This window comes from Streptomyces sp. NPDC085866, from assembly GCF_044541035.1.
Classification (GTDB): Bacteria; Actinomycetota; Actinomycetes; order Streptomycetales; family Streptomycetaceae; genus Streptomyces.
Genome location: NZ_JBITSQ010000025.1, coordinates 1 through 15,253 on the forward strand (window position 1 = coordinate 1; position 15,253 = coordinate 15,253).

Sequence of the window (15,253 nt, forward strand, 5' to 3'; positions counted from 1 at the left end):
GCGTTGATTTTTGGCACGCTGTTGAGTTCTCAAGGAACGGTCGCTTCCTTTGTACTCACCCTCTCGGGCTTTCCTCCGGGCTTCCCTTCGGTGTTCCAAACTCTATCAGGGTTTTTCCGTCTCTCTGACCACCACCCTGCAGGCATGCAGAAGGCGACCCCGAGATAGGATCCGACGAGTTTGGGTGCTGCTTAACGGAGGCGCTTTCGCGTCGCTCTCCCCCAAGCAGGAGTACGACTGTACACGGGCTCTGGAAGCGCGTGCAAATCGACCGGGTTGGTGGTCTAGACCACTACCTGATAGCTTCCATACGGAACCGCCACTTCATATGACATACGCTGCTGCTCAGTGCCGTCCGGGACAGGCAGTGACGGCCTGTACGCAGCTCCACTCCTGGGAGGCTTCCCATGACCACCGTGACGTCCCCTCTTGCTGGACTCGCCATCGGACTGGCCGCCGTGCCGGATCCGGTCTTCTCCGGGGCCATGGTCGGCCCGGGCACTGCGATCGACCCCGTGCGTGAGCCTTCCGAAGCCGTGGCGCCGGTCGACGGCGTCATCGTCTCCCTGCATCCGCACGCCTTCGTGGTGGTCGACGAGAACGGGCACGGCGTGCTCACCCACCTCGGCATCGACACGGTCCAGCTCAACGGCGAGGGCTTCGAGCTGCTCGTCAACAAGGGCGACACCGTGACGCGTGGTCAGAGCATCGTGCGCTGGAACCCGGCCGCGGTCGAGGCCGCCGGCAAGTCGCCGGTCTGCCCCGTCGTGGCGCTCGAGGCCAGCGCCGAGTCCCTCACCGACCTCCGTGACAGCGGCGACGTGAAGGCCGGCGACAGCCTCTTCTCCTGGAACTGACGACAGTGCCGTCGCAGGACGGCGTACCGGACAACCACCGCGGCGGCGGGACCCGCCGCACTATCGGAGACGGGTGAGATGGTGACAACGCTGCGAGGCGTCGGCGTGAGCCACGGTGTGGCGATCGGCGAGGTTCGGCACATGGGAACGGCGGTGCTCGAGCCGCCGGCCAAGCAGATCCCGGCGGAGGAGGCGGAGCGCGAACAGGGGCGGGCGCGCCAGGCCGTGGACGCTGTGGCGGCCGACCTGATGGCGCGCGGCAATCTGGCGGGGGGCGAAGCCCAGGCCGTGCTCGAGGCGCAGGCCATGATGGCGCAGGACCCCGAGCTGATGGCGGACGTGGACCGGCGGATCGTCGTCGGCAGCACAGCGGAACGTGCGGTGTACGACGCGTTCGCGGCGTACCGCGAGCTGCTGGCCGGTGCCGGGGAGTACCTCGCCGGGCGCGTGGCCGACCTCGACGACGTGCGGAATCGTATCGTCGCCCGGCTGCTGGGCGTTCCCATGCCGGGTGTCCCGGACAGTGACGAGCCCTATGTACTCGTGGCGCGCGATCTGGCTCCGGCCGACACGGCGCTGCTGGACCCGACTCTGGTGCTCGGTTTCGTGACCGAGGAGGGCGGGCCGACCAGTCACAGCGCGATCCTGGCGCGGGCGCTGGGGGTTCCGGCCGTCGTGGCACTGCCGGGTGCCGGTGAGCTGGCCGAGGGCACGGTGATCGCGGTCGACGGCAGCACCGGCGACATCTTCGTGAACCCGAGCGAGGAGAAGAAGGCGCAGCTGGAGGCCGCGGCTGCCGAGCGCAAGGCCGCACTGGCCGCTTCGACCGGCCCGGGTGCCACGGCCGACGGGCACAAGATGCCGTTGCTGGCCAACGTCGGCGGACCGGCGGACGTCCCGGCGGCCGTGGAGGCCGGGGCCGAGGGCGTGGGTCTGTTCCGTACCGAGTTCCTCTTCCTGGACGACAGCAAGAACGCGCCGTCCGAGCAGAAGCAGGTGGAGGCCTACCGGCAGGTGCTGGAGGCGTTCCCCGAGGGCCGTGTGGTCGTGCGCGTGCTGGACGCGGGCGCCGACAAGCCGCTGGACTTCCTGACGCCCGCCGATGAGCCGAACCCCGCGCTGGGCGTGCGGGGTCTGCGGACGCTGCTGGACCACCCCGAGATCCTGCGTACACAGCTGACCGCCCTGGCGAAGGCCGCGGAGGGGCTGCCCGTCTACCTCGAGGTCATGGCCCCCATGGTGGCGGACCGTGCGGACGCCAAGGCATTCGCGGACGCCTGCCGGGAGGCGGGGCTGCGGGCCAAGTTCGGCGCGATGGTGGAGATCCCGTCGGCCGCGCTGCGGGCGCGTTCGATCCTGCAGGAGGTCGAGTTCCTGTCGCTGGGGACCAATGACCTCGCGCAGTACACGTTCGCTGCGGATCGTCAGGTGGGTGCGGTGTCGCGGCTCCAGGACCCGTGGCAGCCCGCGCTGCTCGACCTGGTCGCGCTGTCCGCCGAGGCGGCCAAGGCCGAGGGCAAGAGTTGCGGTGTGTGCGGTGAGGCCGCGTCCGACCCGCTGCTGGCCTGTGTGCTGACGGGTCTGGGCGTCACCTCCCTGTCCATGGGTGCAGCGTCGATTCCTTATGTCCGGGCGACGCTGGCGAAGTACACGCTGGCCCAGTGCGAGCGCGCCGCCGCGGCGGCGCGTGCTGCGGACAGTGCCGACGAGGCGCGCAGCGCGGCTCAGGCGGTGCTGTCCGGCGAGTAGTCCGGTCGGCCGCTGGTCGTGTGTCGGGGTCAGGGGCGTCCCGCCTTCGGGTGGGACGCCCCTGACGCGTTCAGTGGCGGTGTCCCCGTGCCGTGCTCTCCCCTCCGAGGTGGGGTGGTGTGCAGTAGTCGACGCCTGGCTCGGGCGAGATGAGGTCGCCGGATTCGACGTCGGTGCAGTAGGCGTCGAAGACCTCGGACGCGGTGAGTGGTTCGAGTCCGCCTCCGCGCAGCCGCCAGCCGTAGACGCGGTCGGCCCTTTCGGCGGTGGTGATGCGCATGACGAGTCCACCGGGACCGTCGGTCGCGAGGCCCAGGGCGAGGACGCTGGTGAATTCGAGGGCTTCGGCCTCGTCGAGTTCGGTGGTGCCGTCGGTGTTCTCGTCGGCGTGGAGGACGGAGACGAGTGTTTCCGGTGGTCCGGAGACGCTGCAGACGAGGTGCCGGTCGCCGGGCGGGGCGGTGTCGAGGATGCGGGCGAGGAGGTCGGAGGCGCGGGTGAAGGCGGCGCGGCCGATGTCCTCGCCGCAGGTGCGGCAGGGGCCTAGGCGGGTCAGAAGGGAGGTGGCGTACTCCCCGGTTGCCTGTCGTACGGCCTCGTCGACGAGGGCGGGGACGAGGGTGGCGAGGGGGCTGCCGTCGTAGGGGATGGTGGGGCCGGTGGCCGCGAGTTCGGCGGTGAAGCGGGTGCGGCTGGCCGGGGCCTCCGGGTCGAGGCCGGTGTCGGCGCAGAATTCGGCGTACTCCTCGGGGTCGAAGAGAGCCAGTGTGGTGTGGCTGCCCTGTGCCGCGCGGCTCTTGAGGAGCGCTTCCACCTGCTGGAGGTAGATGGTGTGGTCGTCGAAGGCGAAGCTGCGGTAGCGCCGCATGGCACGGAAGTCGTGGTCGTCGGTGAGCAGGCCGATGGTGCCGGCGATTTCGCGGCGCAGGACGCGTCGCATGGTCTGGTGGTCGGTGTGCGCCATGTTTCCCCCAATGCGCAGTCGATCAATGCTCACTCACAGTAATCGGTGGCACTGACAACGGGCTGGGCGGGAGGCGGTCGCGGACCAGGCGGCGCTGGATTGCGCAGGTCAGGGCGATGGCGCGCGGCCGGCCTCGGACTTCGTTGCCGTGTTCGGCGAGTCCGAGGCCGGCGGTGGACGGACGGGGTGCCGGCGGGTCAGGCGCGCTTGCGGGCCAGTTCCTCGTAGAAGCCCAGCAGGCCGAGGTTGTCGATGGAGCCGGGGTTGACGGCCTTCTCCAGGGGCGTGCCCTGGAGGAGGCGCTTGATCGGGACCTCGATGCGCTTGCCGGTGAGGGTGTGCGGGACGCCCGGGACCTCGATGATCTCGTCGGGCACGTGGCGTGGCGAGAGCTGTTCGCGGATCGCCTGCTTGATGCGGTTCAGGAGTGCCTCGTCCAGGGCGGCGCCGGGCACCAGGTGCACGAACAGGGGCATCCAGTAGCCCCCGTCGGGCTGCTCGATCCCGATGACCAGGGACTCCTTGATCTCGGGCAGGCGTTCGACCACCTCGTAGATGTCGGCCGAGCCCATCCGCACGCCCTGCCGGTTGAGGGTGGAGTCGGAACGGCCGTGGATGATCACGGAGCCGCGTGAGGTCAGGGTGATCCAGTCGCCGTGGCGCCAGACGTCCGGGTAGGTGTCGAAGTAGCTGTTGTGGTAGCGGCTGCCGTCGGGGTCGTTCCAGAAGTGGATGGGCATCGAGGGCATGGGGTTGGTGACGACCAGTTCGCCGACCTCGTCGACGAGGGGCTTGCCGCTCGGGTCCCAGGACTGCAGGTCGGTGCCGAGGCCGGGCGCCTGGAGTTCGCCGATGTGCACCGGCAGGGTCGGGACGGCCCCTGCGAAGCAGGAGCAGACATCCGTGCCGCCGCTGACGGAGGCGATCCACAGGTCCTCGCGGACCTCGTCGTGCAGCCAGCGGAACCCGTCGGGCGGCAGGGGGGAGCCGGTGGTGGCGACGCACTGCACCCGGGAGAGGTCGAAGTCGCGGGAGGGGTGCACGTCCGCCTTGCGGCAGGCCATGACGTAGGCGGCCGACGTGCCGTAGAGGGTGGCTCCGGTGCGTTCGGCGATGCGCCACTGGGCGCCGGTGTCCGGGTAACCGGGGCTGCCGTCGTACAGGACGATCGTCGTGCCCGTGAGCAGGCCGGAGACGAGGAAGTTCCACATCATCCAGCCGGTCGAGGTGTACCAGAAGAAACGATCCTCGGGGCCGAGGTCGCAGTGCAGGCCGAGCTGCTTGAGGTGCTCGACGAGGATGCCGCCCTGGGACTGGACGATGGCTTTGGGCAGGCCGGTCGTTCCGGAGGAGTACAGGACCCACAGGGGGTGGTCGAAGGGGACCTGCTCGAAGACGGGCTCGGTGTCGGCGGCCGTCAGCGCCGACCACTCCAGGGCGCCTTCGGGTGCCTCGGTGCCGAGGAGCGGGATGTGGACCACGGCGCGCAGCGTGGGCAGCTCACGGCGCAGCTCGGCGACGATCTCGCGGCGGTCGTGTTCCTTGCCGCCGTAACGGTAGCCGTCGACGGTGAACAGTACGACCGGTTCGACCTGCTGGAAGCGGTCGAGGACGCTGCGGGCGCCGAAGTCGGGGGCGCAGGAGGTCCATACGCCGCCCACAGCGGCCGTGGCGAGGAGCGCGACGACGGCCTGGGGGATGTTCGGGAGGTAGCCGCTGACGCGGTCGCCGGGGCGGACGCCGAGCTCGCGGAGTTCGGCGGCGAGGGAGCCCACCTGGCGGCGCAGCTCGGACCAGGTCACCGGGCGCGGTTCGTGGGTCTCGTCGACGTACAGGAGGGCGGGCTCGTCCGCTCGGTCGGCGGCCGCGCGCAGGGCGTGCTCGGCGTAGTTGAGGGTGGCTCCGGGGAACCACTGGGCGCCCGGCATCGAGCGGTCGCCGAGCACGCGCGCGTAGGGGGTCGAGAACCGGACGTCGAACCACTCCGTCACGGCTTTCCAGAAGGTGTCCAGCTCTTCGACGGACCACCGGTGCAGTGTCGGGTAGCCCCCCTCGGCCGGGGCACCGTGGTGCTCGGCGGCCCATGCCTGGAACTTGGTGATGCGTGCCTGGGCGATCCGCTCCGGATCGGGCTGCCAGAGCGGCTGAGGGTTCGCTGTCGACATGGGGCGGCTCCCGGGCTGTGCGCGTCGTGTGCGTCGGTCCGCGCACGAGCTGGGGTGTGCGCGTGACGCGGCTGACAGGGACGATGCCATGTGATCGACTTCTACACCAGGGTGCGCCCCACATAGTCCGTGTCGTGAAGATGTGGTCCTGGCACGGGTGAACGGCAGTTGAACGACACGCGCGCGTGGGGCGGTCAGTGGCAGGGTGAGCAGCATGGACGGTCGTGACCTGGTGCGTTCGGTGAGTGTGGTCGGTTCGGGGAGGGCGGCTCAGGGCTTGCGTACCGTGCGCGCCGCATGGCGCAGGAGGCGTATCGATGCCGCGGGGCTGCCGCCGCGCGGCGCCGAGCGCGCGCGGGTGCCGGGGCAGCTGCAGGGCGTGGAGCCGGGGCTCGGGGGCGGTCTGATCCGGTTCAGCCGGTCCGAGCTGCGGATCACCGTCGCGGTGAACGGGGCCGTCTTCTGGGGCTGGGACGGGGCGGGTCCGGAGCCGTCGTACGCGCTCGCCGGGAGCTGTCCCGAGCCGGATCCGCGGGTGGTGCTGGAGCCGGACAAGGACGGCGGCTGGCGGGTGGTGGCCGAGCGGGTGACGGTCGTCGTCTCCCGGCACGGCGCGCTGGAGGTGTGCACGCCCGGCGGTGTGGTGCTGCGGCGGGACATGCCGCCGCGCTGGTGGGAGCCGGTCGACGGGGGTTTGGCTCGGTGGATGCAGCGGTCCGAGGTGGCCGCGGACGCCCGCTTCTTCGGCCTGGGCGGGCGCGCCACGGGTCCGCGGCTGCGGGACGGCACGTACCGGCTGTGGAACACCGACCCGGGCCGGGCGTTCGGTCCTGGGGACGATCCGCTGTACCTGACCATGCCGGTGCAGCTCGTGGTGGCCGACGCCGCGGCCCATCTGGTCTTCCACGACACCTCGTGGGACGGCACGGTGACCTTGCGGGAGGGCGAGGAGGGTGCGGGGTCCGGGCACGACCGCGTGGGGCGCTGCGAGCTTCGGATGGACGGCGGTCCGTTGCGCGGCTGGGTCATGGTGGGCACCCCCGCGCGGGTGCTGCACACCTGGGCCTCGCTGACCGGGGCGCCGGCGCTGCCGCCCGCGTGGGCGCTCGGCCATCATCACGCGCGCTGGGGGTTCGGCAGCGAGCAGGAGGTGCGCCGGATCGTCGCGGGCTACCAGGAGCGCGGTCTGCCGCTGGACGCCGTCCACCTGGACATCGACCACTACGCGGACCACCAGGTGTTCACCGTCGACCAGGAGCGCTTCCCCAAGCTTCCGGGGCTGGCGGAGGATCTGCGCCGGGACGGGGTCCGGCTGGTGTCGATCGTCGACCCGGCGGTGAAGGCCGCGCCGGGCAACGCCGTCTACGACAGCGGGACGGCGATGGACGCGTTCGTGCGGGACGCCTCGGGGCGGACGGTGCGGGGCGAGGTGTGGGCCGGCGAGTCCGTCTTCCCGGACTTCACACACGCGCGCGTGCGCAAGTGGTGGGGCGGGCTCTACGAGGAACGGCTGGGACAGGGCTTCGCGGGGTTCTGGCACGACATGAACGAGCCGACGTCGTTCAACGCCTTCGGTGAGTCGACGCTGCCGCGTTCGGCCCGGCACGCCTTGGAGGGGCGCGGCGGCGACCACCGGGAGGCCCACAACGTGTACGCGCTGTGCATGGCCAGAGCGGGCTATGAGGCGCTGCGCGAACTGTCGCCCCAGCAGCGGCCGTTCCTGTTCTCGCGGTCCGGCTGGGCGGGTATGCACCGCTACGGGGGGACGTGGTCGGGAGACGTGGCGACGGGCTGGCCGGGGCTGCGGGCGTCCCTGTCGCTGGTGCTGGGGCTCGGTCTGTGCGGCGTGCCGTACTCGGGGCCGGACATCGGCGGCTTCGACGGGTCTCCGTCGCCCGAGCTGTATCTGCGGTGGTTCCAGCTCGGCGCGTACCTGCCGCTGTTCCGTACGCACGCGAGTCTGCGGGCGGGGCGAAGGGAGCCCTGGGAGTTCGGTCCCGAGGTGCTGGAGCACGCGCGCGCGGCGCTGCTCGAACGCCGTCGTCTGCTGCCGTACTTCATGACGCTGGCCCACCTGGCCCGGCGCACCGGCGCGCCCTATGTGCGGCCGCTGTGGTGGGGGGCGCCTGAGGACCGCGCGCTGCGCGACTGCGAGGACGCGTTCCTGCTGGGCGACGGCCTCCTGGTGGCGCCCGTGCTGGACCCGGGGGCGGACCGGCGTGCGGTGCAGCTGCCGCGAGGCCGCTGGTACGACACGGTGACGGAGGAGGCGTACGAGGGTCCGGCACAGGTTCTGGTCGACGCGCCGCTGTCGCGGATTCCGGTGCTCGCGCGCGCGGGTGCGGTCGTTCCCGTGCGCGGCGAGGACGGCGGGCTCGAGCTGGAGGTCTGGGCGCCCGCCCGGGGACGGACCGGGGGCGGACTGGTCGTGCCGGACGCGGGCGACGGGTGGGACGAGTCGGAGATGGAGCGCTACACCGCCCGCTGGCAGGGCCGGCGGGTGGTCGTCACCCGGGAGCGGGAGGACGGCGCCGGTGAGCCGTCCCACCCGGTGCGCATACGGGGACTCGGCTGAGCGGTCCGCTCAGATGTAGCGGCCTTCGAACCATCCCCGCACGGCCACGGTGTGCAGTGGGAAGGCGAGTTCCTCGGGCCTGCGCAGCAGGTGCCAGCCCTCGGTCTCGTCCGTGGCGTCGGAGGGCGGCAGTCCCTCGGCCGGGCGTTCCGGGAGCAGTCCGAACAGCAGCAGATGCCCGTCGGGCGAGCTCATGGCGTCCACGAGGCGCACGTCGCGGACGGCCGCGTCGATGCCCGTCTCCTCCTTGAGCTCGCGGACGACGGCATGCCTCCAGTCCTCCCGGTCGTCGATGTAGCCGCCGGGCAGTGCCGTGCCTCCGCGCGCGGGGGCGATGGTGCGGGTGACGACGACCAGGGCGGTGCCCTTGGTGTCGTACACGGGCTGGAGCGCGATCGCGACCGGCAGGGGATTGCGATAGGCGACGGTCCCGCAGGACGGGCAGGTGCGCGGCCAGCCGGAGACGCCCTCCCCATAGGGCGCTCCGCAGCTCGAACAGTGGGAGCCCGGAGCGGAGTTGGCAGTCGGGTGCTGAATTTCGGACACGCGCGGACTGTATCCGATCAGAGGAAGAGCATGTTCCGCCAGCGGCGAGCAGTGCGACGGCTGGATCGGGAGGGGCGGCCGGAACCACCCCCGTCGGCCCCGGCCGCCCCTCCCGATACCACGACGCCGGATGAGGCCGTCCGGTTCGCCGGGACGCCTGCCCAATTCCAGATGCCCGTGGCAGACTCCTGACACATCGTCAGATCACCGCACCGGGAGGGACATTGACGCGCACACGCACACCTGCGGTCTCCGACTGGTTCACCGGCGAGGGGGACGGCTTCCGACTCCTGGGCACCCGTTGCACGTCCTGTGCCTCGGTCTTCTTTCCGCGCGAGGACGTCCACTGCCGCAATCCGCACTGCGCGGGCGGCGCCGCCCTGGAGGAGGTCCCTCTGTCGCGAACAGGTCGTATCTGGTCGTACACGGACAGCCGTTACCGACCGCCGTCACCCTATGTGAGCAATCCGGAACTTCCGTGGGAGCCGTACGCGTTGATCGCGGTGGAGCTGGAGTCCGAGCGGATCGTGGTGCTGGGACAGGCGGTTCCCGGAGTCACCGTCGCCGATCTGACGGTGGGCATGGAGGTGGAGGTCGTCCCCGGGGTCCTCGACGAGGACGCGGAGACGACCTGGACGATCTGGCAGTGGCGGCCGACGGGGGTGACGGCATGACGGCGGACGTGGCTGTGCTCGGCGTGGGCATGCACCCCTGGGGCAAGTGGGGCCGCAGCTTCGTCGAGTACGGGACGGCGGCGGCCCGCGCTGCCCTCGCCGACGCCGGTCTCCACTGGCCGGATGTCGGCTCGGTTGTGGGCGCGGACACGGTGCGTGGCGGATATCCGGGATATGTGGCGGGGGCGACGTTCGCCAAGGCCCTGGGCTGGCAGGGAGCCCGGGTCGCCAGTGTGTACGCGGCATGCGCCTCCGGCGCGCAGGCGATCGCGACGGCGCGGGCGCAGATCCTCGCCGGGCTCGCGGACGTGGTGCTCGTGGTGGGGGCGGACGCCGCGCCCAAGGGGTTCTTCCGGCCTGCGGGCGGGGACCGGCCCGACGATCCGGACTGGCTGCGCTTCCGTCTGCTGGGTGCGACGAACCCGACGTACTTCGGGCTGTACGCGCGTCGGCGGATGGCGGTGCACGGCGACACCCCGGAGGACTTCGCGTTGGTCAAGGTGAAGAACGCGGCCCTAGGGGCGCTCAACCCGTACGCGCGCTACCGCAAGCGGGTCACCGCCGAGGAGGTGGCCGCCTCCGCCGTGGTCGCCGCTCCGCTGCGGCTGCTCGACATCTGCGCCACCTCCGACGGCGGCGCCGCGCTGGTCCTGTCCAGCCTGGACTTCGCGCGCCGGCACGGTGCGGCGCGACCGGTGCGGATCCGTGCCGTGTCGACGGTGACTCCGCGGTTCCCGAACACGGTGCTGGACCTGCCGGACATCGCCACGGACTCCGCCGTCACCGTGCCGGCTCCGGACGAGACCTTCCGGGCGTCCATCGCCCGAACCGCCTACGAGGAGGCCGGCATCGGCCCCGAGGACCTGTCCCTGGCGGAGGTGTACGACCTGTCGACCGCGCTGGAACTGCAGTGGTACGAGGATCTGGGACTGTGCAGCGAGGGCGAGGGCGCCAAACTCCTGCGGGAGGGCGCGACGGCCCCCGGCGGCCGCATACCCGTCAACACCAGTGGTGGGCTCGCCTCCTTCGGCGAGGCGGTACCGGCCCAGGCCATCGCCCAGGTCTGCGAACTGACCTGGCAGTTGAGGGAGGCAGCAGGCGACCGGCAGATCGCCGGGGCACGCGTCGGGATCACGGCGAACCAGGGGCTGTTCGGGCACGGATCGTCGGTGGTCGTGATGCGGTGAGCGGAGCCCCGCCCGGGCGTCGCGCAACGGGAGAGACTCATGCGGTTTTCCACGCTGTGTGACCAGCCCGAAATCCTGCGTGAACGTCTCATGAACTGCCCCTGGGCATAAGCGGGCAGCGCAATCATGCTCCCGTGCACTCCTGGACGGATACTCTCCGCTTCGCCTTCCAGCCAGTGGTCAACCTCAGGACGGGCGCGGTCGCCGCACTGGAGATACTCGCACGCCCGGAGACCGGCGACATCCTGGCCGAGGCCCGTCGCGATCCCGAACTCGACGGCAGGTTGGCCGTGTTGGCGCTACGGGCGGCGACTCACAAGGAGACGTTGCTGCCACTGCACGTCAACGTGTTCGCGGCCACGCTCGCCGACCTCGGCGGCCTCACTCCGCTGCACGACGCCGTACGCGCGGTGGGGCGGATGCCCTGGGAGGTGACCCTCGACATCGTGCCGCCCTACACCCACGTGCCGCAGCGGGCGCTGCTGGAGGCGGTGGCCTCGCTGCGCGAGCAGGGGTTCCGTATCAGCGCGGACGGCATCGGGGACGGGGACGTGCCCCTGAGACTGCTCACCGACCTCTCCCCCGACCTGATCAAGCTCGACGGCTCCCTGCTGTCCCGGCCGGCCGCGGTGCGGGCGATGCGGACGCTGTGCGAGCAGCTGGGCGCGCTGGTGGCGGTGGAGGGCGTGGAGACCGAGCTGCAGTGCGCGGCCGCGCGGGCGGCCGGTGCTCAGCTCGCCCAGGGCGAGCTGTTCGCTCCGCCGGCCCGGATCCCGGCGGCGGACGTATACGTTCCGCCGCGCTCCCCCGGCGCCCTGGCCGTGCCCCGGCCCGGGCCGTCGGTGAGGGAGTTCGTGCGGCCCGCCGCCCTCCTTCCGGTCACCGCGTCGGCCGGGCACGTACGGGCGCTGCTGACCGGCTCACCGGAGGTCTCCGGGGTGTTGCTCGTGGACCAGGCCGGGGTGCCGGTCCGGTCGGTGCACCGGTCACGCTTCCTGCTGTCGATGTCCGGCCGGTACGGGCACGCCCTGTACGCGGACCGGCCGGCCTTCAAGCTGAGCGACGCGCCGCGCACGGTGGGTGTCGACGCCACCGCCTGGGAGGTGCTGGACGTGGTGGCGGTAGGCGGCCGCGACCGCACCTCGGACGACGTGGCGGTCGTCGACCACCGCGGCCGGTGCGTGGGCGTCGTACGGCTCGCGGACCTCGTACGGGCGCTGGCCGAGACCCGCGTGGAGGAGGCGGCGGGGCTCAATCCGCTGACCCGGCTGCCCGGTTCGGACGCGATCACGAGTGAGGTGGACCGGCGCATCGGCGACGGGCGGGCGTTCGCGCTCAGCTGGCTGGACATCGACCACTTCAAACAGGTCAACGACGGTGCCGGGTTCGCGGCGGGCGACGAGCTGATCCGCTCGGTGGGCCGGGCGCTTGAGCAGGCGGCGGCACGGCACGCGCGCGTGGGGCACATCGGCGGCGACGACTTCCTGCTGCTGGCCGAGGAGGGAGCGCTCGACCCGCTGGTCGCCGGGGTACTCGACGCACCCTGGTCGGCGGGCGGGCGCCCCGTCACGCTGTCACTGGCGACCGTCGTGTGCCTGCCCGGCAGCGTGTCCGACCACCGGCAGGCCGCCGCCCACCTCGCTCCGCTGAAGAAGGCGGCGAAGGCGCTGTGCGGGACCAGCTGGGTGCTCGCGCGCGCGGGGCTGCCCGGACACGAGATCCGGCGCGGTACGGGGGCGGCCCCGGCCCAGGCGGGGTACGCGACGGTCGAGCCTCTCGGGTGAACGGACCCGCCGTATACGGCCGTTGAGTGCCCACCTGCGGGACGGAAGCGGTCGGCTGCCGTTCCCGGGTAACCGCTGTCACCGTTGCCGTCAGCAACCTTGACGGTCCCGTGGTGCCGGTGAACACTTCCGGGTGTCAGCCGACATCGCCGCACATTCGCGGCGTAATCAGGCACTGCGCCACGGGCCTTGTGCTGCTCTGCGGCCCGTCTTCCAGAGGCGATGCGGCTGCGAAGGCACGCTCGTCACGGACGCCGGGCGGGGCACGGGGCCCTCCCTGCCTTCGGCTGAAGTCGCCAAGGAAACCGTTCCTGCACGGAGGGCCGGGGCGCTCGCCCCGGACCGGCGCCAAGGGAGCCGCCATGAGCAACGGAGACATTTTCATCGGCGAAGTCATCGGCACCGCGATCCTGATCCTGTTCGGTGCCGGTGTGTGTGCCGCCGTCACTCTCAGACACTCCAAGGCACGCGCGTCCGGCTGGGTCGTCATCGCGTTCGGCTGGGGATTCGGCGTGCTCGCGGGCGCGTACACCGCCGCTCCCCTCTCCGGCGGTCAGCTCAATCCCGCGGTCACCATCGGTATCGCCGTGGACACGGGCAAGTGGGGCAAGGTCTGGATCTACCTGCTCGGCCAGATCGTCGGCGCGATGCTGGGCGCCGTCCTCGCCTACCTGGTGTATCTCGCGCAGTTCCAGGCCAACGTCCGCAAGGAGGGCACTGCCGAGGGGAGCGCCGAAGAGCCGGTGGCGACGCTCGGCATCTTCTCGACCATCCCGGAGATCCGGAACCCGGTCGCCAACCTCATCACCGAGATCATCGCGACGACGGCCCTCGTGCTGCCGATCCTCGCCTTCGGGCTGACGAAGGGGCTCGGCGAGTCCGGCATCACGGTGCTGATCGTCTCGCTGCTCGTCGTGGGCATCGGGCTCTCTCTCGGCGGACCGACCGGATACGCCATCAACCCGGCACGTGACCTCGGCCCGCGCATCATGCACACCTTCCTGCCGATCCCGAACAAGGGCACGTCCGACTGGGGTTACGCCTGGATCCCGGTCATCGGCCCGCTGATCGGCGGGGCACTCGCGGGCCTCGTCTACAACGTGGCCTTCTGACCCAGCGACCCGACCCAGCGACCCAGGGACAGCCATGACGGATTCCGCCGAGAAGTACGTCGCCGCCATCGACCAGGGCACCACGTCCAGCCGCTGCATCATCTTCGACCACGGCGGCGCGATCGTCGCCGTGGACCAGCGCGAGCACCGCCAGATCTTCCCCAAGCCGGGCTGGGTGGAGCACGACGCCACCGAGATCTGGTCCAAGGTGCAGGCCGTGGTGGCGGGGGCGCTGGCCAAGGCCGGGCTGCGCGCCGACCAGTTGAGCGCCCTCGGCATCACGAACCAGCGGGAGACCACGGTCCTGTGGGACCGGGCCACGGGCAAGCCCGTGCACAACGCGATCGTCTGGCAGGACACCCGTACCGCGGCGCTGTGCAACGAACTGGGCGGCGCCGACGGCCAGGACCGCTTCCGCGACCAGACCGGACTGCCGCTGGCCAGCTACTTCTCCGGGCCCAAGGCGGCCTGGCTGCTGGACAACGTGCCGGGCCTCAGGGACCGTGCCGAACACGGCGAGATCGCCTTCGGCACCATCGACTCCTGGCTGATCTGGAACCTCACCGGCGGCACGGACGGCGGCCGGCACGTCACCGACGTCACGAACGCCGGCCGCACCATGCTGATGAACCTGGAGACTCTCCAGTGGGATCCCTCCATCCTCTCCGCCATGAACGTGCCGGAGGCGGTCCTGCCCGAGATCAGGTCGTCCGCCGAGGTGTACGGCACCGCCGTCGGCCAGCTCGCCGGTGTGCCCGTGGCCTCTGCGCTGGGCGACCAGCAGGCCGCCGTGTTCGGGCAGGCCTGCTACGACGTCGGCACCGCGAAGAACACCTACGGCACCGGCAGCTTCCTGCTGCTCAACACCGGTGACCGGCCGGTGCCGTCCAAGAGCGGGCTGCTCACGACGATGGGCTACAAGATCGGCGGTGAGGCGCCGGTGTACTGCCTGGAGGGGTCCATAGCGATAACGGGTGCGCTGGTCCAGTGGTTCCGCGACCAGCTCGGCATTATCCGCAGCGCCGACGAGATCGAGTCCCTGGCGGCGAGCGTCGAGGACAACGGCGGCGCCTACATCGTGCCCGCCTTCTCGGGGTTGTTCGCTCCCTACTGGCGCTCCGACGCGCGCGGGGTCGTCACCGGGCTGACCCGGTACGTCACCAAGGCCCACCTGGCGCGCGCGGTGCTGGAGGCGACGAGCTGGCAGACGAGGGAGGTCGTGGACGCCATGTACCAGGACTCCGGGGTGCGGATCACGACCCTGAAGGTCGACGGCGGCATGACGAAGAACAACCTGCTCATGCAGCACCAGGCGGACGTGCTCGGCGTGCCGGTGATCCGGCCCCGGGTCTCCGAGACCACCTGCCTGGGCGCCGCCTACGCGGCAGGCCTGGCGACGGGCGTGTGGAACGACCTGGACGAGCTGAAGTCGCACTGGCAGAAGGACGCGGAGTGGACACCGGCGATGGAGGCATCGGCGCGTGAGCGCGAGTACCGCAACTGGCACAAGGCGGTGGAGAAGAGCCTCGGCTGGCTGAAGGACGACGAAGCCTAGGAGTCGCACGCGCCACACGCGCGTGCGGCCCCGCCCAGAGCCCACGGCCCGTACCCCTGTCGGCGGGGGTACGGGCCGTGTCGTG

Annotated in this window: 11 protein-coding genes; 8 read left to right on the forward strand and 3 right to left on the reverse strand. The window is 71.3% G+C overall.

Features of this window, described 5'->3' with window-relative positions; genetic code table 11:
• Positions 1-407: 407 nt before the first annotated feature.
• A complete protein-coding gene (locus tag ACIF83_RS41665; protein ID WP_393475418.1) occupies positions 408-857 on the forward strand; it encodes a PTS glucose transporter subunit IIA in 450 nt (149 codons plus the stop codon).
• A gap of 78 nt (positions 858-935) precedes the next feature.
• Entirely contained in the window at positions 936-2,606 is a 1,671-nt protein-coding gene (ptsP, locus tag ACIF83_RS41670) for a phosphoenolpyruvate--protein phosphotransferase (protein WP_393475421.1), read from the forward strand.
• 70 nt (positions 2,607-2,676) lie between these two features.
• Here the strand turns inward: ptsP and ACIF83_RS41675 are convergent, their stop codons facing one another.
• Both ACIF83_RS41675 and ACIF83_RS41680 read right to left on the reverse strand, forming a co-directional pair.
• Positions 2,677-3,570, reverse strand: coding sequence for a hypothetical protein (locus tag ACIF83_RS41675; RefSeq protein WP_399735350.1), 894 nt, complete (start codon positions 3,568-3,570; stop codon positions 2,677-2,679).
• A 197-nt stretch (positions 3,571-3,767) separates the two neighbouring features.
• Positions 3,768-5,735 (reverse strand): acetoacetate--CoA ligase, encoded by a 1,968-nt coding sequence (locus ACIF83_RS41680; protein WP_399735352.1) that lies wholly within the window; start codon positions 5,733-5,735, stop codon positions 3,768-3,770.
• Positions 5,736-5,949: 214 nt separating this feature from the next.
• Between ACIF83_RS41680 and ACIF83_RS41685 the strand changes: the two genes are divergently transcribed.
• Positions 5,950-8,310, forward strand: a complete 2,361-nt coding sequence (locus tag ACIF83_RS41685; protein ID WP_398141610.1) for a glycoside hydrolase family 31 protein — start codon at positions 5,950-5,952, stop codon at positions 8,308-8,310.
• A 9-nt stretch (positions 8,311-8,319) separates the two neighbouring features.
• Here ACIF83_RS41685 and ACIF83_RS41690 read toward each other — a convergent pair whose 3' ends face one another.
• Positions 8,320-8,856: an NUDIX domain-containing protein gene (locus tag ACIF83_RS41690; protein WP_393475429.1), complete on the reverse strand. Its 537-nt coding sequence runs from the start codon at positions 8,854-8,856 to the stop codon at positions 8,320-8,322.
• A 224-nt stretch (positions 8,857-9,080) separates the two neighbouring features.
• On the opposite strand from ACIF83_RS41690, the gene ACIF83_RS41695 reads away from it, so the two are divergent.
• From ACIF83_RS41695 to glpK, 5 genes are all read left to right on the forward strand, one after another.
• Positions 9,081-9,530 carry a Zn-ribbon domain-containing OB-fold protein gene (locus tag ACIF83_RS41695; RefSeq protein WP_398141611.1) on the forward strand — a complete coding sequence of 150 codons (450 nt, stop codon included), beginning with the start codon at positions 9,081-9,083 and terminating at the stop codon, positions 9,528-9,530.
• Entirely contained in the window at positions 9,527-10,717 is a 1,191-nt protein-coding gene (locus tag ACIF83_RS41700) for a lipid-transfer protein (protein ID WP_399735357.1), read from the forward strand. The genes ACIF83_RS41695 and ACIF83_RS41700 overlap by 4 nt, the downstream gene beginning before the upstream one ends.
• Positions 10,718-10,851: 134 nt before the next feature.
• Positions 10,852-12,501: an EAL domain-containing protein gene (locus tag ACIF83_RS41705; RefSeq protein ID WP_399735360.1), complete on the forward strand. Its 1,650-nt coding sequence runs from the start codon at positions 10,852-10,854 to the stop codon at positions 12,499-12,501.
• Between the two features lie 362 nt (positions 12,502-12,863).
• Positions 12,864-13,613, forward strand: coding sequence for an MIP/aquaporin family protein (locus ACIF83_RS41710; RefSeq protein ID WP_393475435.1), 750 nt, complete (start codon positions 12,864-12,866; stop codon positions 13,611-13,613).
• A 34-nt stretch (positions 13,614-13,647) separates the two neighbouring features.
• Positions 13,648-15,168 (forward strand): glycerol kinase GlpK, encoded by a 1,521-nt coding sequence (gene glpK / locus ACIF83_RS41715; RefSeq protein WP_399735364.1) that lies wholly within the window; start codon positions 13,648-13,650, stop codon positions 15,166-15,168.
• Positions 15,169-15,253: the final 85 nt, after the last annotated feature.

Bases quoted from the DNA above. Each gene is read 5' to 3' on its own strand.
- ACIF83_RS41680 (WP_399735352.1), bottom strand. From the start codon at position 5,735: ATGTCGACAGCGAACCCTCAGCCGCTCTGGCAGCCCGATCCGGAGCGG.
- ACIF83_RS41675 (WP_399735350.1), bottom strand. From the start codon at position 3,570: ATGGCGCACACCGACCACCAGACCATGCGACGCGTCCTGCGCCGCGAA.
- ACIF83_RS41685 (WP_398141610.1), top strand. From the start codon at position 5,950: ATGGACGGTCGTGACCTGGTGCGTTCGGTGAGTGTGGTCGGTTCGGGG.
- ACIF83_RS41710 (WP_393475435.1), top strand. From the start codon at position 12,864: ATGAGCAACGGAGACATTTTCATCGGCGAAGTCATCGGCACCGCGATC.
- ACIF83_RS41700 (WP_399735357.1), top strand. From the start codon at position 9,527: ATGACGGCGGACGTGGCTGTGCTCGGCGTGGGCATGCACCCCTGGGGC.
- glpK (WP_399735364.1), top strand. From the start codon at position 13,648: ATGACGGATTCCGCCGAGAAGTACGTCGCCGCCATCGACCAGGGCACC.
- ACIF83_RS41665 (WP_393475418.1), top strand. From the start codon at position 408: ATGACCACCGTGACGTCCCCTCTTGCTGGACTCGCCATCGGACTGGCC.
- ptsP (WP_393475421.1), top strand. From the start codon at position 936: ATGGTGACAACGCTGCGAGGCGTCGGCGTGAGCCACGGTGTGGCGATC.